Below are 18,833 nucleotides of genomic sequence, written 5' to 3' on the forward strand. Positions count from 1 at the left end.
GCGCGTTAATTTATCTGTTCACACCTTGAAAGGAGCCTAAAGTTATGGCGAAGAAGATATCCCTCACCCGCTATCTGGTTGAACAGCAACGCATAGCCGGCCACATCCCGCCCGAACTGCGCCTGCTGCTGGAAGTCGTGGCCCGCGCTTGCAAAAGCATCAGCCACGCCGTCAACAAAGGCGCGCTGGGCGAGGCCATGGGAAGCGCAGGCAGCGAAAACGTGCAGGGTGAAATCCAGAAAAAGCTCGACATCATCGCCAACGAGGTGCTGATTGAGGCCAACGAATGGGGCGGCCACCTGGCGGCCATGGCGTCAGAAGAAATGGACAGCATTCACCTGGTGCCCAACCGCTATCCTCAGGGTGAATACCTGCTGCTGTTCGATCCGCTGGACGGCTCCAGCAACATCGATGTGAACGTCAGTATTGGCACCATCTTCAGCGTACTCAAGAAGCCCGATGGCGCGGAGGGTGTGGAAGAAAAAGACTTTTTGCAGCCAGGCAGCAAGCAAGTTGCCGCCGGCTACTGCGTCTATGGCCCGCAGGCTACCTTGGTGCTGACGGTGGGCGACGGCGTCGCCATGTTCACGCTGGACCGCGAACAGGGCTCCTTTGTATTGACCGAGGAAAACCTGCAAATCCCCGAGGACACCCAGGAATTTGCCATCAATATGAGCAACATGCGCCACTGGGACACGCCCGTCAAACGCTATATCGACGAGTGCCTTCAGGGCAAAGACGGCCCGCGGGGCAAGGACTTCAACATGCGCTGGGTCGCCTCCATGGTGGCCGACGTGCACCGCATCCTGACCCGCGGCGGCGTGTTTTTGTACCCCTGGGACAAGCGCGAGCCCGAAAAGGCCGGCAAGCTGCGCCTGATGTACGAAGCCAACCCCATGAGCTGGCTGATCGAGCAGGCGGGCGGGGCAGCCACCAACGGCCGGCAACGCATTCTGGACATCCAGCCCGGCAAGCTGCACGAGCGCGTCAGCGTGATACTGGGCTCCAAAAATGAAGTCGAAAGGGCCACCTCCTACCACGGCAAGCCCTGAACGCCAGCTATAATCAAAAGCTTATGCCGGTGTAGCTCAGTTGGTAGAGCAGCTCATTCGTAATGAGAAGGTCGGGTGTTCGATTCATCTCTCCGGCACCAGTACAGATAGGGGTTCATTGCTATTAATTTAGTAGTGAACTTTTTTTCTTTGGCAGGCCCGCAGGCGATCTGTAGGCAACTTGCTCAACTGCAGCCCTAACACCAGACGAAAGAAAACCCGCACGCGGCGGGCTTGCATTGACAGCGTTTGCTTTCTAAGGCCGGTTCGACTTCTCGCTACTAAGACGCGATACAGCGAAATTCGACTTCTTCAGCAGCAATCTGACCAAAACCGCCGGGGGCTTCTTTCGTGCCTATCGGCTGCGTTGGTTTTCCTTTGCTTTTACAAAAAATCTAAGGCTTGCTGAAATGCTTTGGCCTTCTAAGCTCCCCCAGATGACCACCCCATAGTGCCATCACTTGCCACCCTATACGTTTCCGGTCCTGAGGGCACCACATCGGTTGAACCAGCGCAGCCCGCAATAAATCCAAAAGCCGATAAAGAACACGCAGTCTGCACCCACAGCTGCAAACTAATTTTAGTTGTGTCCATCGCATCCTCCTTTTTTTTGGCTTCCATTTTGTTACGGCCATAAAGGGCAGTCGCCAGCGCAGACACGGCGGCAATCACCCCCACGGGAACCCATCGCCGGGGCAGGGGTGGGCGATCAGTGGCCCTGACAATTCCCATTACGGCCCATCGGAAAGCCGTGGATCCTTCTGCAGCACCGGCCAACGCCGCTTATGCTGGCAGGCAACCCTGGGCAAAACCGCCCGGCCTCATCAACACCCTCACTGGAGTCTATTCACATGCGCCTTAATCCACTTGGCCGCACCGGCCTTTTTGTTTCCGAGCTTTGCCTCGGCACCATGACTTTTGGCGGCGCTGAAGGCATGTGGCGCCAGATCGGCGCCTTGCAGCAGAGCGAGGCTGAAAAGCTGATCGGCCAAGCGCTGGACGCTGGTATTAACTTCATTGATACGGCAGACGTTTACGCGGAAGGCGTGTCGGAGCAGATCACCGGCCAGGCGCTGAAAAACCTGAAGATTCCGCGCGAGAACGTGGTGGTGGCGAGCAAGGTGTTTGGCGGCATGGGCGATGGCCCGAATGCGCGCGGCCTGTCGCGCAACCACATTCTGGACGGCGTCAAGGCCAGCTTAAAGCGGTTGCAGCTAGACCACATCGACCTATACCAGGTGCACGGCTTTGACCCCGCCACGCCCATCGAAGAAACCATGCGTGCGCTGGATCAGCTGGTGCGGCACGGCCATGTGCGTTATGTCGGCGTCTCCAACTGGGCGGCTTGGCAGATCGTTAAGGCGCTGGGCATTGCCGAGCGCCTTGGACTTTCACGCTTTGAGTCGCTGCAGGCCTACTACAGCGTGGCCGGGCGCGACCTGGAGCGAGAGCTGATCCCGATGCTGCGCAGCGAAGGTCTTGGGCTGATGGTGTGGAGCCCGCTTGCCGGTGGTTTCCTGAGCGGAAAATACCCCAGAGAGCAGGAAGGCCAGCCGACCATCCCCCAGCAGCCGCAGGCCGAGGGAGGCGGCAGGCGCATGGCCTTTGATTTCCCGCCTGTGGACAAAGAAAAAGCATGGACCTGCATCGACGTGATGCGCCCGATTGCGCAGGCACATGAGGTGTCGGTGGCGCGCGTTGCGCTGGCCTGGCTGCTGCACCAGCCACAGGTGAGCAGCGTCATCGTCGGCGCCAAACGGCCCGAACAGCTTGCCGACAATATTGCGGCGACGGCGCTGGCGCTAAGCCCGGCCGAGCTTCAGCAGATCAACGACGCCAGCGCCCTTGCGCCGGAATACCCGGGCTGGATGTTCGAGCGGCAAGGCGAATACCGGCGCAAGCAGATGGCCGACGCCAGAAGCGTTGGCCTGCGGGGCTGAAAGGGCTGAATGGCGGGCGGCGCCCCGCGCTTGGCTACCAAAATTGCCGCACCAAATCCTGCAGCATCATCAGCACCGCAAACCCCATCACCGCCGCCCCGCCCCAGCCAAACCAGGTGGTCTTGAGCCCCGAGGTGAAATTTCCCATCACCGACTTCTTGCTGGCCAGCAGCATCAGGCCGACCATGATGGGCGCCGCCACGACGCCGTTGATCACAGCGCTCCAGTAGAGCGCTTTCATGGGGTCGATGGGGGTGAAGTCCAGGCCGGTGCCCACCAGGGTGGCAATCACAATGACCGCGTAAAACTGCTTGGCTTCAAACCACTGGCGCTCCAGTCCCTCGGTCCAGTCAAATGCTTCGGCCACCGCATAGGCGGCCGAGGACGCCAGCACCGGCACTGCCAGCAGGCCAGTGGCAATGATGCCGCCGGCAAACAGGGCAAAGGCAAATTCCCCGGCCAGCGGGCGCAGCGCCTGCGCCGCCTGCGCTGCCGAGGTGACATCGCGAATGCCGGCGGCATACAGCACGACGGCGCCCAGCACCATGACAAAGAACGCAATGCCGTTGGAGAAAAACATGCCGATGTAGGTGTCGCGCTTGACGCGCCGCAGGTCATGGCGAATTTCTGCTTCGGTGCCGTGCCCCGCGCCCTTCAGACGCAGCTCCTCGACTTCCTGCGAGGCCTGCCAAAAGAAGAGGTAAGGCGAAATCGTGGTGCCCAGCAGCGCCACAATCATCATCCAGTAGGCCGAGGTCCATTGCAGCTTGGGAATCACCAGATCGTGAAGGACCTGAGCCCAAGGCACCTTCACCATGAATACCGCCACGACGTAGGCAAACAAAAACAGCGTCAGCCATTTCAGGATGGGTGCCAGCTTGCGGTAGGGCACAAACACCTGAAGCAACACGGTGATCACGCCAAAAGCCACCGCGTGAAAGTGTTCACCGCCACCCACCACCAGCTGCAGTGCCTCGCCCATGGCGGCAATGTCGGCCGCGATGTTGATGGTGTTTGCTATCACCAGCAGCGCCACCATAGTCATGAGAAAAGGGCGCGGCGTGTGTTCGCGCAGGTTGGCGGCCACACCCTTGCCGGTGACGCGCCCAATTCTGGCGCTGACCAGCTGGATGGCGATCATGAAAGGCAGCGACAAGAATACCGTCCAGAGCAGCCCGGTGCCGAACTGCGCGCCCGCCTGGGTGTAGGTGGCAATGCCGGACGGGTCGTCGTCGGCAGCGCCGGTGATGACACCCGGACCAACGTGGCGCAAAAAGGAGGGAATACGTTTTAACATGGCCGCGAGCCTACCACGGCGTGGTGGCATTTGCGGTTAAATTTACCTAATAAAAATGGCCATAGCCCAATGTTTACGGGCGTTACCAGCTATTAAAAACATAGCACTTTGGAGCCATTCGTCGGAACTTCGCCAGCTTTGACGCCCCGGCAGCGCATGCGCCGTTGGCTTACACGGGGACAGGCATTTTCGGATTGCCTTCTTGGCGTTTTTTCCCCATGATAAGCGGCCGCAGTTAGAAGGCAGGATGAGAAATTTTCGCAAGCGTCTAGACACGGCAATACTAGAAGCTTCTGCTGCAGTCTGCCGCCAAGCCACATTGGCGGGCGGCTTAAATCGGAGCAATCATGACGTTTGAAAAACTTGGTAACTTCAACTCCTGGTGGGCGGCACGGGCCTTTCCACGGCATTGCAGAAACCTGGTAGGAGCCTGGTGATGGACAGCGCCATCTTGAGTTTGCTGGGCGCATTTTTGCTGTCCATCATCGGCTTGTTTGTTTTCATCTGGTCGTTGCGCAAGGGCCTGCTGGATGAGAACCCGGCAGCGGCTTCGGTTATTTTCGCGCGCGGCGAGATCGGCCAGGTGGACGATCCGGCGCTTGCGGGCACTGAGCAGGACTCCATGCAGCGGGCGGTTAAAAAGGGCGGAACCCAACCGCACGCCGCCGACGCATCCGAGCTGCTGGACCGCATCGCGTCGGACCGGTCCACGGCTTTTCCGGTGTTCATGTTCATCACCTTTGCGTGCCTGTGGCTGGTCGTCGGCTCGCTGGCTGGCTTGATATCGTCAATCAAGCTGCACGAGCCCGACTGGCTGGTGAGCCAGGCCTGGATGACGTTTGGCCGCATCCGCACGGTGCACCTGACCGCAGTGCTTTACGGCTGGATCACCAATGCCGCGTTGGGCATGATGCTGTGGCTGCTGCCGCGCCTGCTGCGCACGCCGTTACACGGTGCGATTTGGGCCATGCTGGGCGGCGCGCTGATCAACATGGGCATTGCCGGCGGCATAGGGGCGGTGGCCACAGGCTGGAGCGATGGCATGGAATACCTGGAGATTCCATGGCAAATCGCCATCTTCATATTTGTCGGCTTTGCGCTGGTGATCCTGCCGGTGTTGTTCACGCTGGTCAATCGCAAGGTAGCGCACCTGTACGTCAGCGTCTGGTACATGGTGGCGGCGCTGCTGTGGATTGCGTTGCTGTTTCTGGTTGGCAAGCTGCCGGGCGTGCACACCGGCGTGCAGCAGGCCACCACCAACTGGTGGTACGGGCACAACGTGCTGGGGCTGTGGTTCACACCGGTCAGCGTTGGGGCGATTTACTACTTTTTGCCGAAAATCATCGGCCGTCCGATACGTTCGTACAACCTGTCGCTGCTGGGTTTTTGGACATTGGCATTTTTCTATGGCCAGGTGGGCGGCCACCACCTGATTGGCGGGCCAGTGCCGGGCTGGCTGACAACGCTGTCCATCGTGCAAAGCATCATGATGGTGATCCCCGTGCTGGCGTTCAGCATCAACATGGGGCAGACCATGAAGGGGCGCATGCATCTGGCGCGCTACTCGCCTACGTTGCGCTTCATGATGTTTGGCGGGCTGATGTACCTGGCGTCGTCGCTGCAGGGCTCGTTCGAGGCGCTACGCAGCGTTAACCAGGTGGCGCACTTCACGCACTTCACGGTGGCGCACGCGCATCTGGGCGCCTATGCGTTTGTGACCATGGTGCTGTTTGGTGCGATCTATTTCATGATGCCGCGCGTGCTGAATTGGGAGTGGCCGTATCCGCGGCTGATCACGTTGCATTTCTGGCTGGCGGCGATCGGCATCTCGATCTACTTTGTCGGGCTGACGATAGGCGGCTGGCTGCAAGGCCTGGCCATGCTGGACGCGGCCAGGCCCTTCATGGAATCGGTGACGCTAACCCTGCCTTACCTGAAGTGGCGCACGCTGGGCGGCTCGCTGATGGTGCTGGGCCACCTTGTTTTTGTCGGGCATTTTCTGGTGATGGCGCTGCGCTTTGGTCCGACCCGCGCTGGCGCCGCACTGTTCTGGCAGCAGAATGAAATGGAGCTTGTCCGTGGAAAATGAAGTCAAGCTGGCTTCTGGCGCGATGGTGGCGCTGGGCATTGCCACGGCGGCGTTGGTGGTGATGCCCTACCTGCAGGTGCGCGACATCAAGCCGCCGCCTGGCCTGAAGGCCTACACCAGCGCTCAGCTGCGCGGACGCCAGGTTTACATTTCCAACGGCTGCGTCTATTGCCACACCCAGCAGCCGCGTGACCGCAACTTCGGGCCTGACGCGGCACGCGGCTGGGGCCGTGCCTCGGCGCCCGGCGACTACTTTTACGACAAGCCGCACCTGCTGGGCAGCATGCGCACCGGGCCGGATTTGTTCAACATTGGCGCGCGCCAGCCGAGCAAGGACTGGCATCTCGGCCACCTGTATCAACCCAGGGCCTATGTGCCGGGTTCCATCATGCCGGCCTTCCCCTTCCTGTTTACAGTAAAGGATGCGAAGGACGCCGAGGCAGAAGGCGAGCAGCCGCTGACCCTGCCGCCGGCTTACGGCCCGGACTTGGGCCGGGTCGTGGTGCCGACACCCCAGGCGCTGGATCTGGTCAAGTACCTGCAGGGCCTGAACCACAGCTATCCGCTGCTGCCACCGCTGCCTGTTGCGGCTTCCACTCCGGCTACTGCGCCGGCTTCCGCTCCGGCTAGTGCGCCGCCTGCTACGCCGGCTTCTGCGCCGGCGGCCACACCTGCCTCCGCGCCCGCTACCAAACCCTGAACGCAAGGTGAACCCATGGTGAACGAGACCCCCGAACAGCGCCGCGCACAAGAGCGCGAGCAGGCGGAGCCGTCCGAGCGCAGTCAGCCGATTCCGCGGCTGTTTCTCATCTTTTCGGCGGCGCTGGTGCTGTGGGGCGGCGTCTACATTCTTTTTTCGGACTCTTTTGGCAGGTCTGATCTGGGCGACCGGCGCACGCTGACTGATCTGTCGGCTCCGGCAGCGGGCGCCAAGGCCGCCGCGGCTGATGGCAAGCAGTTGTTCAGCGCCAATTGCGTGAGCTGCCATCAGGCCACCGGCAAAGGTTTGCCGGGCGTCTTTCCGCCGCTGGACGGCTCTGAATGGGTAACGGGCGATGAGCGAATTCTTGTCAACATCCTGCTGCACGGAATCAGCGGGGAGATATCGGTGATGGGCGCGAGCTACAAGGGCGCCATGCCGCCCTTCAAGCAGCTCAGTGATGCCGAACTGGCGGCCGTCACCAGCTACATACGCAGCGAATGGACCAACAAGGCCGGCGCCATTACGTCAGAAATGTTTGTAGCCGAACGCAAGGCCAGCAGCCGCAGCACGCCCTTCAATGGCGGCGCCGAGCTGAAGGCGCTGCCGCCTAAATCACCTTAAGAAGGCGCCTTGATCCTCATGCCACGACCAGCCCGGCAGTGCCGCCCCACGCCATGCTTCGCACTGCGCTACTGAGCATCTGCCTGGCGCTGGCCAGCTATGGCAGCGCGGCCTGGTTGACGCACGATTTTCAGGTCTGGACCGCCGAGGGCGCGCGCCGCCTCGAAGTGGCCCTGTCGCCTGTTGCCACGCCTTTGGTGCAGGTTGACGGCCCAGGCGTAGCACGCCAGCCGCTGGCGCAATGGCTGGCCGATGGGCAGGCAGTCACCCTGGTTGACTTTGTCTACACGCGTTGCCTGACGGTATGCCTGGCGCTGGGCAGTGTTTACCAGCAGATGCAGGCCACGCTGCAAGCGGCAAGAAAAACCGATGCCTCTGCCGAGCATGTGCGCTTGCTGTCCATCAGCTTTGATGGGCAGCACGACAGCCCGCAGCTGCTGCAGGCCTACGCCGCGCGCATGGGCGCCGACACGGACGTGTGGCGTTTTGTGCGAGTGCCGGACGCGCAGGAAAATCAGCGCCTGCTGGCTGCTTTTCAGGTCGTGGTGGTGCCCGATGGGCGCGGTGATTTCGAGCACAACGCCGCGCTGCTGGTGCTGGACCAACAAGGCCGGCTGGTGCGCATTTTTGATGTCGCCGAGCAGCAGCTGGCGCTCAACTACGCACGCTATCTGGCGGGCCGCAGCGAGCCATGAAAGCCGGGCCATCACTGCCGGCCCGGCTGGGCGCTTTGGCGGCCTTGGCGTTGCTGGCCCTGCTGGCCCTGCCCGTGGCAAGGCAGGCGCTGGAAGCCAGCATGAGCACGCATATGCTGCTGCAGTACCCCCTGCTGGCGCTGGCCGGTTGCTTGCTTGCCGCCGCCTTGCCGCCGCGCTTGCTCGCGCGCCTGCAGCGCTGGAATGCCCACGGCATCGCGGGCTTGTTTGCCAGCGCCATGATTCTTTCCATCCTGATGATTCCGCGCGTGCTCGACCTGGCTTTGGTTGATGGACGCATCGCCCTGGCCAAAGCGCTGGCACTGGTTTTCTGCGGAGCGGCACTGCGCCTGTCCTGGCGGCCCGCAGGGCTGCTGGTGCAAGGCTTTTATCTGGGCAATGTGCTGCCGATGATGGCCGTCGTCGGCAACCTGTATGCAAGCTCGCCGGTGCGCGTCTGCAACGCCTACCTGCTGGGTGATCAGGCGCGGCTGGGGCAGTTGCTGATCTGGCTGTCGGCGGGCATCGCGCTGGCGTGGGGGGCAATGCTGGTGCGTACCTTGATGCAAAGAGAAGCTGTTTTCGCCTTGCCAGACTCAACAGCTGCCCGCGCCGTCACTGCAGAATCAGCAGCGCCCGAAAGTCGTTGACATTGGTGTGCGTCGGCCCGGTGATGAGCAGATCGCCCAGGCGCTCGAAGAAGCCGTAGGCATCGTTGCGGTCCAGGTAGGCATCCAGCTTCATGCCGGATGCCAGCGCGCGCTGCAGCGTGTCGGGCGCCACAAAAGCACCGGCATTGTCTTCAACACCGTCTATGCCGTCGGTGTCTGCCGCCAGCGCGTACACGCCGGCCTGCCCCTGCAAGGCCAGCGCCAGACCCATGCAAAACTCACCGGCACGCCCGCCGCGTCCTTTGGCCGCACCCGGCTGGCGGGGCCTGATGGTGACCGTGGTCTCGCCGCCACTCAAAATCACGCAAGGTTTTTGGAAGGGCTGGCCCTTTTTCGCCACGGCGCGCGCCAGTGCCGCGTGCACCTTGCCGACTTCGCGCGACTCGCCTTCCATCTCGTCGCTCAGGATGTAGGCGCTCAATCCCGCGGCCCGGGCCGCCGCGGCAGCCGCTTCCAGGCTTTGCTGCGGTGTGGCAATCAGCTGCACCGCATGGCCGTTGAAGGCCGGGTGGCCGGGCTTGGGGGTCTCAAACACGCCGCTTTCAAGCTGTGCCCGCACGCCAGCCGGCACGGCTATGGCGTAACGCTTGAGGATGGCCAGCGCGTCGGCGCAGCTGCTGGCGTCCGGCACCGTCGGGCCGCTGGCAATGACGGACGGGTCGTCGCCCGGTACGTCACTGATGGTCAGCGTGACAACACGCGCGGGCGCGCAGGCCGCAGCCAGCCGGCCGCCCTTGATGCGCGAAAGGTGCTTGCGCACGCAGTTCATCTCGCCGATGTTGGCGCCGCTGTCAAGTAATGCCTGGTTGATGCCCTGTTTCTCTTGCAGGCTCAAGCCCTCAACCGGCAAGGTCAGCAGCGCCGAGCCACCACCCGAGATCAGGCACAGCACCAGGTCGTCCTTCGTCAGTCCCTGCGTCAGCGCCAGGATGCGCTGAGCGGCGGCCAGACCGGCCGCGTCGGGCACCGGATGGGAGGCTTCGACAACCTCGATGCGTTGCGGCAAACCGGCGGGACGTGGAGGAATGTGGTGATACCGCGTAACAACCAGGCCGCCTAGCGGCGCGTCAGCTGGCCAATGCGCCTCGACCGCCTGTGCCATCGAGCCGCCGGCCTTGCCAGCGCCCAGCACGATGGTGCGCCCCTTAGGCGGCTGGGGCAGATACGCGGCGGTGTTGTGCAGCGGCAGGGCGCGCGTGACGGCGGCGTGGTACAGGTATTCGAGGAACTGGCGCGGCTGGGTGGTGGGATCGGGTGCGGACAGGGGTGCAGTCATTGCGATATCTCCTGCGCGCATTGTGCCGAAATCCAATGGGTGCATCCATTTGCCACTGACCTCCTTTCACAATCGATTCAGTCCTCGAATGAACAAAGTTCAGACCACCGCCGCCCTCCGGCCAAAAATGAACAATCGCTCGATAATCCCAGCACAACAAACTGAAAGAGACAAGCATGAAAACAAATCCAGTCCGACACCTCGCGCTCGCCGGCTGCGCCTTGCTGTTCAGCAGCCTGGCGCTGGCGCAGGCCTTCCCTGCCAAGCCGATCACCCTGGTGGTGCCCAATCCGCCCGGCGGTTTTGTCGACGCATCGGCGCGCCTGCTTAGCGAGCCACTGTCCCGGGTCATGAACCAGACAGTGGTGGTGGACAACAAAGGCGGCGGCAGTGGCAACGTGGCCTATGCGCAGGTGGCCCGCGCCAACCCTGATGGCTATACCCTGCTGACCTCCTATTCGGCCTACCATGTGGGCAACCCGGCGCTCTCGTCCAAGCTTTCCTGGGCGCAAAAAGACCTCATGCCGGTCGCCCTGATCACGGTGGCAACCAACGTCATCGCCACCCATCCTTCCGTGCCAGCCAACAACCTCAAGGAATTTATCGCCTACCTCAAGGCCAACCCCGGCAAGCTGAGCTACGCGTCGCAGGGTAACGGCTCGCTGTCGCACATCGGCACCGAGATGTTCAAGCTGCAAACCGGCACCAGCATGGTTCACATTCCCTACCGGGGTTCAGGGCCGGCCATCCAGGACGTGCTGTCGGGCCAGGTTCAGATCTTCATCACCACCCCGCCTTCGGTGATGGGTCATGTGCAGGCCGGCAAGCTCAAGGGTTTGGCTGTTGCCGGAAAAACGCGCCACCCTGGCCTGCCTGCCGTGCCGACGACGGCCGAAGCCGGACTTAGTGGCTTTGAGCTGGAAGCCTGGGTCGGCGTCTTCGCCCCGGCCGGCACCCCTGCGGATGTCGTGAACAAGCTGTCCGCGTCTATCAAGCAGGCGCTGGATCTGCCGGAAATCAAGACACGCTCCGCTGCGGCGGGAATTGATCTGCGCTACCTTCCGCCGGCCGAGCTTGAAGCCTTGGTGCGGCGCGAAACCGAGTTCTGGGCCAAGACCATCAAGACGGCGGGCATTACTGCTGACTGAGCCAAGGTTCTGCCCCGGAGGTCATGACCCCCCGTAATTTATGCATTAAAAACGGCTCTAGCCCATGTGGTACGGGCGCAAGCAGCTATCGAATTAATAGCAACTACAGCGCTGTGCCAACTCTGCCTGTAGCGCAAGGTGGAGGGACGCGCCGCCCGCCAGCGGCAAACCGGCAAACAGGGAAAGCGGAAAAGCGGAAAAGCGAGCAGCAACGCCCCGCAGTGCGCCCGCGCTTACTTTTTACCCAGGCCCAGCCGCTGCGCACTTTCGGTATACAGACGCGTTTTATCCTTCATGAACACGTCCATCTGGTCGACACCCACGTTGACCAGCTCAAAACCGTTTTTGGCCGCGAGTTCTTTCATCTCGGGGTCATTGTTAAGCGCGGCCCACATCTCGGAAATCTTCTTGCGGGCCTCGGGCGGCGTGCTCTTGGGCACGCCAATGCCGCGGTAGGCGCCGTCGACCCAGTCCACGCCGAGTTCCTTGAAGGTCGGCACCTCGGGCATCAGCGGGTGGCGTTGGTCCATCGCCACGGCAAGCGCGCGAATGCGGGTCTTGTTGTTGATGGCAAAAGGGGTGTAAGTCATCGCACCGTCGACCTGCGCGCCCATGACGGAGGTAGCCATGTCGCCTGTGCCCTTGAACGGCACGTAAATGGTCTTGACGCCGAACGCCACGTTCATGCGCTCATGGGCCGCATGGTTGGCAGAATTCTGGCCAGAGCCACCCAGGCTCAGCTTGCCGGGGTCTGCCTTGGCCGCTTTGATGAAGTCGGCAAAATTTTTGATCGGGCTTTGCTCGGGCACCACCAGAATGTCGGGCGTGTAGTGAAACCAGAACACCGGCGTGATGTCCTGCGTCTTGTATTGCACCTGCCCCTCGAGCGGTTGAAACACGATGTGCGGCAGATTGACGCCAACTACGTTGAGCCCATCGCCCGGCAAGGTGTTCATCTGCGACCACATCAGCGCGCCGCCGGCGCCGGCCTTGTACTGGATGACGGTTTCAATCGCCGCGCACTTTTTCTTCAGCACCACCTGCTGATGGCGCGCCGACAGGTCGGACTCGCCGCCGGGCGGAAAGGCTTGCCAGTACAGCAGGTTTTTGTCGGGGCAGGTTTGCGCCATGACAGCGGGCACTGCGACCAGGCACGCAAGGCCTAGCCATTTTCTGATTTCAATTTTCATGGGGCTGTCTCCTTTTTTATGGGGCGAGGGCTGGGTCAAGCTACTTCAGGCCATCGGGCGATCAGCCAGCTATCGCCTGCTGCGCGTCATCTTGCGCGAGCAGCCGGCAAACTGCATTGGTAACTTCCTCAGTACCGGCCTGTCCACCAAGGTCGCGGGTACGCAAGGCCGGGTTGGCGGTGACGGCCTCGATGGCCCGCATCAGGCGCTGCGCGGCCGCGACTTCGCCCAGATGCTCCAGCATCATCACGCCTGACCAAAAAGTGCCGACCGGGTTGGCCAGGCCTTGACCCATGATGTCAAAAGCCGAGCCGTGAATCGGCTCGAACATCGACGGGTAACGGCGCTCGGGGTCGATGTTGCCGGTGGGCGCAATGCCCAGGCTGCCGGCCAGCGCGGCGGCCAGGTCGCTCAAGACGTCGGCATGCAGATTGGTCGCGACCAGCGTGTCAAGCGATGCCGGACGATTGACCATGCGGTCGGTGCAGGCGTCAACCAATACTTTGTCCCAGGCAACATCCGGAAATTCACTACTGATCTGCAGCGCAATCTCGTCCCACATCACCATGGCGTGGCGCTGTGCGTTGGATTTGGTGACCACCGTGAGCAGCCTGCGCGGCCGCGACTGTGCCAACCTGAAAGCGAAACGCATGATGCGCTCGACACCGACACGGGTCATCATGCAAACGTCGGTCGCCACTTCAATCGGGTGACCCTGATGGACCCGGCCACCCACGCCTGAATATTCGCCTTCGGAGTTTTCACGCACGATGACCCAGTTCAAGTCTTCGCGCTTGCAGCGCCCGAGCGGTGACTTGATACCTGGCAGGATGCGCGTCGGCCGCACGTTGGCGTACTGGTCAAAGCCCTGGCAAATTTTCAGGCGTAGACCCCATAGCGTGATGTGGTCCGGAATGTGCGGGTCGCCGGCTGAGCCGAACAAAATCGCATCCATGCCGCGCAGCGCATCCAGCCCGTCCTCGGGCATCATCACGCCGTGCTCGCGGTAATAGTCGCCGCCCCAATCAAACGACGTGAATTCGAAGTTGAAATTCCCTTGCGCCGCCGCCAGCGCCTGCAGCACGGCCTGGCCTGCGGGCACCACTTCTTTGCCGATGCCGTCTCCGGGGATTGCGGCGATGCGGTAGGTTTTCATGCCATGTTCTTTCATAGGGGGCCGGGCACGATGGCGCCTGCAAGGACCCGACTCTAAGACGGTCGTTCTGAAAAAATAGCCGATAGACTTAAATCACTTTCAACTTCAAGTTAACAATGAAACTGCCCGCACATCCCGATGAACTTGGCTTTTTCAGCAGCTTGTCGCGCTGCGGCAGTCTGAGCGCCACAGCGCGCGAACTCGACATCAGCACGGCGGCCATTAGCAAACGCCTGGCGGCCATGGAAGCCCGCCTGGGCGTGACGCTGGTAAGCCGCACCACGCGGCGCATGGGCCTGACGCCTGAGGGCGAACTCTATTTGCTGCACGCGCGCCGCATCCTGGCCGAACTGCACGACATGGAGCAACTCGTCAGCGGCTCGCGCAGCACACCCAGCGGCTTGCTGCGCGTCAACGCCACGCTGGGGTTTGGGCGCAGCCAGGTGGCGCCGCTGATCTCTCGCTTTGTGCGCCAGTACCCGCAAGTCGAAGTGCAGTTGCAGCTGTCGGTCAATCCACCGGCGCTGTCCGACGACAGCTTTGACGTCTGCATCCGCTTTGGCGAGCCACCCGACGCACGCGTGATGGCGCGCCGCATTGCCAGCAACCGGCGGCTGCTGGTGGCCGCCCCCGCCTACCTGAAGCGGCACGGCAGCCCCGCGCTGCCGCGTGATCTGGTGCAGCACAACTGCATTGGCATTCGCCAGGGTGATGAGGCTTACGGGGTCTGGCGGTTAACGCCGACGCGCGGTGCCGGGCAGCGCGTTGAAGTGGTTAAAACCCGCGGCAATCTGGCCACCAATGACGGTGAGATCGCAGTCAACTGGGCGCTCGACGGGCACGGTATTTTGATGCGGGCCGAATGGGACGTGGCGCGTTATCTGCGCAGCGGGCGTTTGCTGCAGGTGCTGCCGGACTTTCAAACTCCACCCGCAGATATCTATGCTGTTTACACGCAACGCCACCACACGTCGGCGCGGGTGCGTGAGTTTGTGGACTTCGTTGCCAAGGCATTCGAGGTTTTGAATCTCGGCACACGCGATCGGCAGCGGACTCACCGTGACTGAAGTTTTGCTTATCACTGGCACACGGATCGCCAGTAAGAAAATGTTACCTAAACATTCTAAGCAGTAAAAATTCTGATCGCCCAAGGGACCAAGGAACCAAATATGTAACCGAATAAATTAAACAAAATTCGTGAAATATTTGGTATTCTCGAGCAATAAATGGGTTTTTATGTCTTTTTTCTTGGCATTTTATAGTTATAAATAGTTACAAAATAAAAAATGTGCTCAAAGTTGTTTTCACAAAACTTTACTTAAAAATAGGATAAGTAACCACTTAATATGAGTCACGACCATACGTAATTTGCTTTAATTGGAACGGGTTGTAACGCCAGCTATTCAGGTCCGTGTCCACCGCACAAAGGTGCCAAAAGGAAACCAATTGGAAGTGATACATCATCGTGAGCAACTTGCCCGTCCATTGAACGACAGCGGTCAGCTTTCGCAAGCGCTTGCTGCCAACGTCCGTGAAGGCGTCGCTGTCTTTGACCATGATTTGCGCCTTGTCCTATGGAACCCTTGCCTGGAAAAGGTGACCGGCCTGGCAATGCACGAAGTCCTGGGCAAGCAGGTTCTTGACCTCTTTGCATCTTCGCAAGGTTTGGAAATTGACTGCAACTTGCAGCGTGCGATGAAAGGCGAAAGCTTCTCCCTACCTGCCATGCTCGCCCGTACCAGCGGGCAGGCGCGGGTCATCCGAAACCGTGATGCGCGCATGTTCGACGAAAGCGACCTTGTCTGGGCCATGCTGGCCTACTCACCCTGGCGAGATGACGAAGGCGCGATTGCCGGCGTGATTGTTGTAGTCTCCGACCGCACCGAGCGCGTACAGGCCAAAAGGAAGCTCAACGATACCTGGTCCCGCAGTCAAGCCGTGATCAACCACATGCTCGATGGCATGGCGATGGTCTCGAGCGAAGGGCACATTGAGTCTTTCAATCTTGCGGCGGAGCGCAGCTTCGGCTATCGGGCCAAAGAGGTCATTGGTCAAAACGTTCTGATGCTCTTTCTCTGTCCGTTTACATACTCGAATGACTGCACGTTAGAGCAATGCCTCGTCAGCGGCAAGAAAGGCATTAGCGGAGTCGGCCGGGAGGTGCTGGGCCTGCGCAAGGACCAGAGCACTTTCCCGCTCGAACTTGTCGTCAGCAAAATAGCGTTGCGAGGCGGGCACCTGTTCACCGTGCTGCTTCGCGACATCAGCACGCGCAAGGCGGCGCAAGAAGAACTTGGGGTGATCACCGAGCGGCTGCGGCAGCTGGCGGCGCATCAGGAATCCGTGCGCGAGGCAGAACGCTCCCGTATCGCACGAGAATTGCATGACGAACTCGGAGGGCAGCTGACGGCGCTCAGGTTCGACGTGAACCGGCTTTCCCAGTTGCCTGGCATCGGTCTGGAACGCGTCGGACAGCTGCGCGACTCGCTGGACGCCGCCATCAGATCGACACGCTCAATCATTTCTGACTTGCGTCCGCCGATGCTTGACCACCTAGGACTGTGGGGTGCAATCGAGTGGTACGCCGAGGGCCTGGCGAGGCGTTGCGCGCTCAACTGTCAAATACTCATCTGCCCCAATCTGGAGGATCTAAAGATGTCCAACAATGTCGGAATTTCGCTGTTTCGCGTTGTCCAGGAAGCCCTGAGCAATATCGTTAAACACGCCGAAGCCCAGTCGATTATTCTTCGCGCCAAACGCCTGGACGATGCGGTGATCGAAGTGAAAATTATCGATGACGGCAAAGGGCTGAACCGGGAAGACCTTGATAAAACGGGGCACTGGGGCGTGCTGGGAATGCATGAACGGGTGCGCAGCCTGGGCGGAGAGTTAGCGCTCGAAGGCGCGCCGGGTCAGGGCACGACACTGCGCATCAGATTGCGGGTGAGCTGACATGACGAAAAATCCAACTTCAAATTGCAAGCTGCGCGTGCTGCTGGTCGATGACCATCCCGTGGTGCGTCAGGGTCTGCGCACCATATTGCTTGAAGCCGGCGACATCGATGTGACGGCTGAAGCGGCCGATGCGACGGCAGCGATGGCTATCGTGCGCCGCGAGCGGCTGGACCTGGTGTTGTCGGACATGGGCCTGCCCGGCAAGACCGGGCTGGATCTGCTCAAAATGATCAAGGCCGAGCAACCGCAGCTGCCAGTGCTAATGCTCAGCATGTATGCGGAAGAAGTCTTCGCCGTGCGGGCGCTCAAGCTGGGCGCGGCGGGCTACCTTATGAAAGACGCGGAGGCCCATACGCTGGTGGAGGCCATTCGCAAAGCGGCCAAGGGTGGCAAATACATCTCGGCGGGCGTTGCCGAACGGCTCGCCGCACAGCTCGCATCCGACTGCAAAGGTGCTTTGCACGAACAGCTGTCAGAACGCGAGTTTGAAGTATTTCGCCTGATCGCCACGGGCAAGAGCCTGACCGAGATCGGTCTGGGGCTGCATGTCAGCGTCAAGACAATCAGCGGCTACCGCGCCCGCATACTGGACAAGACCGGTTTTCACAGCAACGCGGATTTCACCCGCTACGCCATCGAACAACGCCTGGTCGATTAGTCACCCGTTCCCCAGTGCTGCTTTGGCGGCACTACCCTGGACTCGCTTGAGCATGACGGCATCAAGTACGACCCCCAGTTGCGAGAGATCATGCCAGCGGGTTCGGTTGCGACAAGCGGCAACGGAACGCCACGTCTACCTTTTTTCAAAGTACTAAAGCAGTTGAGGGTTGCACGCGGCGTCTGCGTTGGGCATGTCGGGGGCCAGCGGGAGGCCGTTACTTTCAGACCTCTTGACGTGTGGGCCTGAACAGAATTTCGTTTATATCAATATCGTCGGGCTGACTCATCGCGTAAGCCACGGCTCTCGCGAAAGAATCGGCCGGGATGGCATCTTCGTAAATCTTTTTGACGCTGGCGGCCACATCTGCTTCCGTGATGCTATTCGGCAGTTCAGTCGCCACAGCCCCCGGCGATATAACCGTCGTTCGGATGTTGTAAGGTTTTACTTCCTGTCGCAGACCTTCGGACAGCGCCCTGACGGCATGCTTGGTTGCTGCGTAGACAGCGCTACCAGGACGAACTTTGTGGCCAGCGACTGAAGAAACGTTAATGATGTGTCCCGCTTTTTGCTTTTGCATGTAGGGCAGAGCAGCTGCGATGCCATACAAGACTCCTTTGATGTTGACATCAATCATGCGGTCCCAGTCTGCGATCTTGAGCCGATCGAGCGGGGAATGGGGCATCAACCCGGCGTTATTAATCATCACGTCGATCCGGCCATAAGCCGCAACTGCGGCCTCCACCAAATGCTTGACCTGCTCGCTTTGAGTGACGTCGGTTTGCACGGCAATTGCTTTGCCTTCGCTGCCGCCCAACTCCTGGGCTAGGGCTTGAATCCGTTCCATCCGCCGGGCACCCAATACCAAGATGGCACCTTGCCCAGAAAGGTGGCGTGCTGTCGCCTCGCCAAGCCCGCTGCTCGCGCCGGTGATGACAACAATTTTTCCTTCAATGTTATTACTCATAGTGATCTCCAAATGGTCGGAATTGCTTGCAAAGCCCAAGTCTGCCTTATCTCGAATGACCTTTGAGCCAGCGAGAGACTACCTAATGAAAAACGGGGCACCGAGCCAAAAATATGTCCTTCTGCCGACAGTCCAAACCTTACCAGCGGACCGCCCTGTTGTCGTGCCCAACAAAGTATTTCGCCTCAAAACGCCAGGCCGTCCTAAGCCCAGGGGGCGGCACCCGAGGCCTGCGGGCGGGCGGTACGCCATGGCTTTCCAAGTTGCGAAATAGCGCGTGAGAAAAATCTGCCACGCATTCGAGAATTTCCTGCCACAAGGCTGAGATATTTCTGGTTTCACACTCGCCGATGCTGCCTTTAAATAGAGCTGTTGATGGTTTCATTTATTGCATTCGTGATTCAGCAAATCCCGA

16 protein-coding genes and 1 tRNA gene are annotated in these 18,833 nt (G+C 60.5%); 12 read left to right on the forward strand and 5 right to left on the reverse strand.

Translation table 11 applies throughout. The features are described 5' to 3' along the window. The first annotated feature begins 44 nt into the window (after positions 1–44). The 3 genes from HHJ18_RS09080 (at position 45) to HHJ18_RS09090 (ending at position 2,992) form a co-directional block, all read left to right on the forward strand. Positions 45–1,052, forward strand: coding sequence for a class 1 fructose-bisphosphatase (locus HHJ18_RS09080; RefSeq protein WP_296914214.1), 1,008 nt, complete (start codon positions 45–47; stop codon positions 1,050–1,052). A gap of 25 nt (positions 1,053–1,077) precedes the next feature. After that, positions 1,078–1,153, forward strand: a tRNA-Thr gene (locus tag HHJ18_RS09085). A gap of 750 nt (positions 1,154–1,903) precedes the next feature. Continuing rightward, positions 1,904–2,992, forward strand: a complete 1,089-nt coding sequence (locus HHJ18_RS09090) for an aldo/keto reductase (protein ID WP_296914217.1) — start codon at positions 1,904–1,906, stop codon at positions 2,990–2,992. 34 nt (positions 2,993–3,026) lie between these two features. Here the strand turns inward: HHJ18_RS09090 and HHJ18_RS09095 are convergent, their stop codons facing one another. Next, on the reverse strand, positions 3,027–4,289 hold the full coding sequence (locus HHJ18_RS09095; RefSeq protein WP_296914219.1) for an Nramp family divalent metal transporter: 1,263 nt from the start codon (positions 4,287–4,289) through the stop codon (positions 3,027–3,029). Between the two features lie 436 nt (positions 4,290–4,725). Here HHJ18_RS09095 and HHJ18_RS09100 point away from each other — a divergent pair, with 436 nt between their 5' ends. Genes HHJ18_RS09100 through HHJ18_RS09120 form a run of 5 tightly spaced genes read left to right on the forward strand, consistent with a single transcriptional unit; the run spans position 4,726 to position 9,047 of the window. Continuing rightward, entirely contained in the window at positions 4,726–6,378 is a 1,653-nt protein-coding gene (locus HHJ18_RS09100; RefSeq protein WP_296914222.1) for a cbb3-type cytochrome c oxidase subunit I, read from the forward strand. Beyond that, positions 6,368–7,078: a cbb3-type cytochrome c oxidase subunit II gene (locus tag HHJ18_RS09105; protein ID WP_296914225.1), complete on the forward strand. Its 711-nt coding sequence runs from the start codon at positions 6,368–6,370 to the stop codon at positions 7,076–7,078. Before HHJ18_RS09100 ends, HHJ18_RS09105 begins: the two co-directional genes overlap by 11 nt. Positions 7,079–7,093: 15 nt before the next feature. Continuing rightward, entirely contained in the window at positions 7,094–7,702 is a 609-nt protein-coding gene (locus HHJ18_RS09110) for a cytochrome c (protein ID WP_296914229.1), read from the forward strand. Between the two features lie 53 nt (positions 7,703–7,755). Then, positions 7,756–8,397 carry an SCO family protein gene (locus HHJ18_RS09115; RefSeq protein WP_296914231.1) on the forward strand — a complete coding sequence of 214 codons (642 nt, stop codon included), beginning with the start codon at positions 7,756–7,758 and terminating at the stop codon, positions 8,395–8,397. Beyond that, positions 8,394–9,047 carry a hypothetical protein gene (locus HHJ18_RS09120; RefSeq protein WP_296914233.1) on the forward strand — a complete coding sequence of 218 codons (654 nt, stop codon included), beginning with the start codon at positions 8,394–8,396 and terminating at the stop codon, positions 9,045–9,047. Before HHJ18_RS09115 ends, HHJ18_RS09120 begins: the two co-directional genes overlap by 4 nt. On the opposite strand, the gene HHJ18_RS09125 is transcribed toward HHJ18_RS09120, so the two are convergent. Continuing rightward, positions 9,013–10,344, reverse strand: a complete 1,332-nt coding sequence (locus HHJ18_RS09125) for a glycerate kinase (protein ID WP_296914235.1) — start codon at positions 10,342–10,344, stop codon at positions 9,013–9,015. The genes HHJ18_RS09120 and HHJ18_RS09125 overlap by 35 nt on opposite strands. 176 nt (positions 10,345–10,520) lie before the next feature. Here HHJ18_RS09125 and HHJ18_RS09130 point away from each other — a divergent pair, with 176 nt between their 5' ends. Then, on the forward strand, positions 10,521–11,492 hold the full coding sequence (locus HHJ18_RS09130; protein ID WP_296914238.1) for a tripartite tricarboxylate transporter substrate binding protein: 972 nt from the start codon (positions 10,521–10,523) through the stop codon (positions 11,490–11,492). Between the two features lie 233 nt (positions 11,493–11,725). Here HHJ18_RS09130 and HHJ18_RS09135 read toward each other — a convergent pair whose 3' ends face one another. Continuing rightward, positions 11,726–12,682, reverse strand: a complete 957-nt coding sequence (locus HHJ18_RS09135) for a tripartite tricarboxylate transporter substrate binding protein (protein WP_296914240.1) — start codon at positions 12,680–12,682, stop codon at positions 11,726–11,728. A 61-nt stretch (positions 12,683–12,743) separates the two neighbouring features. Further along, positions 12,744–13,838, reverse strand: coding sequence for a tartrate dehydrogenase (locus HHJ18_RS09140; RefSeq protein ID WP_296914242.1), 1,095 nt, complete (start codon positions 13,836–13,838; stop codon positions 12,744–12,746). Between the two features lie 116 nt (positions 13,839–13,954). Between HHJ18_RS09140 and HHJ18_RS09145 the strand changes: the two genes are divergently transcribed. The 3 genes from HHJ18_RS09145 (at position 13,955) to HHJ18_RS09155 (ending at position 17,451) form a co-directional block, all read left to right on the forward strand. After that, entirely contained in the window at positions 13,955–14,905 is a 951-nt protein-coding gene (locus tag HHJ18_RS09145; RefSeq protein WP_296914245.1) for a LysR family transcriptional regulator, read from the forward strand. 385 nt (positions 14,906–15,290) lie between these two features. Continuing rightward, positions 15,291–16,790 carry a PAS domain S-box protein gene (locus tag HHJ18_RS09150; protein WP_296915164.1) on the forward strand — a complete coding sequence of 500 codons (1,500 nt, stop codon included), beginning with the start codon at positions 15,291–15,293 and terminating at the stop codon, positions 16,788–16,790. Between the two features lies 1 nt (position 16,791). Continuing rightward, the gene (locus HHJ18_RS09155) at positions 16,792–17,451 is read left to right on the forward strand and encodes a response regulator transcription factor (RefSeq protein WP_296914248.1); all 660 of its coding nucleotides are present in this window, start codon (positions 16,792–16,794) and stop codon (positions 17,449–17,451) included. Between the two features lie 223 nt (positions 17,452–17,674). Here the strand turns inward: HHJ18_RS09155 and HHJ18_RS09160 are convergent, their stop codons facing one another. Then, positions 17,675–18,418, reverse strand: coding sequence for an SDR family oxidoreductase (locus HHJ18_RS09160; protein ID WP_296914251.1), 744 nt, complete (start codon positions 18,416–18,418; stop codon positions 17,675–17,677). Between the last annotated feature and the right edge of the window lie 415 nt (positions 18,419–18,833).

Source organism: Polaromonas sp. (assembly GCF_012927455.1).
Taxonomy (GTDB): domain Bacteria; phylum Pseudomonadota; class Gammaproteobacteria; order Burkholderiales; family Burkholderiaceae_C; genus Polaromonas.

Coding starts and splice junctions, on each gene's coding strand:
- HHJ18_RS09080 (WP_296914214.1), top strand. CDS start 45: ATGGCGAAGAAGATATCCCTCACCCGCTATCTGGTTGAACAGCAACGC.
- HHJ18_RS09090 (WP_296914217.1), top strand. CDS start 1,904: ATGCGCCTTAATCCACTTGGCCGCACCGGCCTTTTTGTTTCCGAGCTT.
- HHJ18_RS09095 (WP_296914219.1), bottom strand. CDS start 4,289: ATGTTAAAACGTATTCCCTCCTTTTTGCGCCACGTTGGTCCGGGTGTC.
- HHJ18_RS09100 (WP_296914222.1), top strand. CDS start 4,726: ATGGACAGCGCCATCTTGAGTTTGCTGGGCGCATTTTTGCTGTCCATC.
- HHJ18_RS09110 (WP_296914229.1), top strand. CDS start 7,094: ATGGTGAACGAGACCCCCGAACAGCGCCGCGCACAAGAGCGCGAGCAG.
- HHJ18_RS09115 (WP_296914231.1), top strand. CDS start 7,756: ATGCTTCGCACTGCGCTACTGAGCATCTGCCTGGCGCTGGCCAGCTAT.
- HHJ18_RS09120 (WP_296914233.1), top strand. CDS start 8,394: ATGAAAGCCGGGCCATCACTGCCGGCCCGGCTGGGCGCTTTGGCGGCC.
- HHJ18_RS09125 (WP_296914235.1), bottom strand. CDS start 10,344: ATGACTGCACCCCTGTCCGCACCCGATCCCACCACCCAGCCGCGCCAG.
- HHJ18_RS09130 (WP_296914238.1), top strand. CDS start 10,521: ATGAAAACAAATCCAGTCCGACACCTCGCGCTCGCCGGCTGCGCCTTG.
- HHJ18_RS09135 (WP_296914240.1), bottom strand. CDS start 12,682: ATGAAAATTGAAATCAGAAAATGGCTAGGCCTTGCGTGCCTGGTCGCA.
- HHJ18_RS09140 (WP_296914242.1), bottom strand. CDS start 13,838: ATGAAAACCTACCGCATCGCCGCAATCCCCGGAGACGGCATCGGCAAA.
- HHJ18_RS09145 (WP_296914245.1), top strand. CDS start 13,955: ATGAAACTGCCCGCACATCCCGATGAACTTGGCTTTTTCAGCAGCTTG.
- HHJ18_RS09155 (WP_296914248.1), top strand. CDS start 16,792: ATGACGAAAAATCCAACTTCAAATTGCAAGCTGCGCGTGCTGCTGGTC.
- HHJ18_RS09160 (WP_296914251.1), bottom strand. CDS start 18,418: ATGAGTAATAACATTGAAGGAAAAATTGTTGTCATCACCGGCGCGAGC.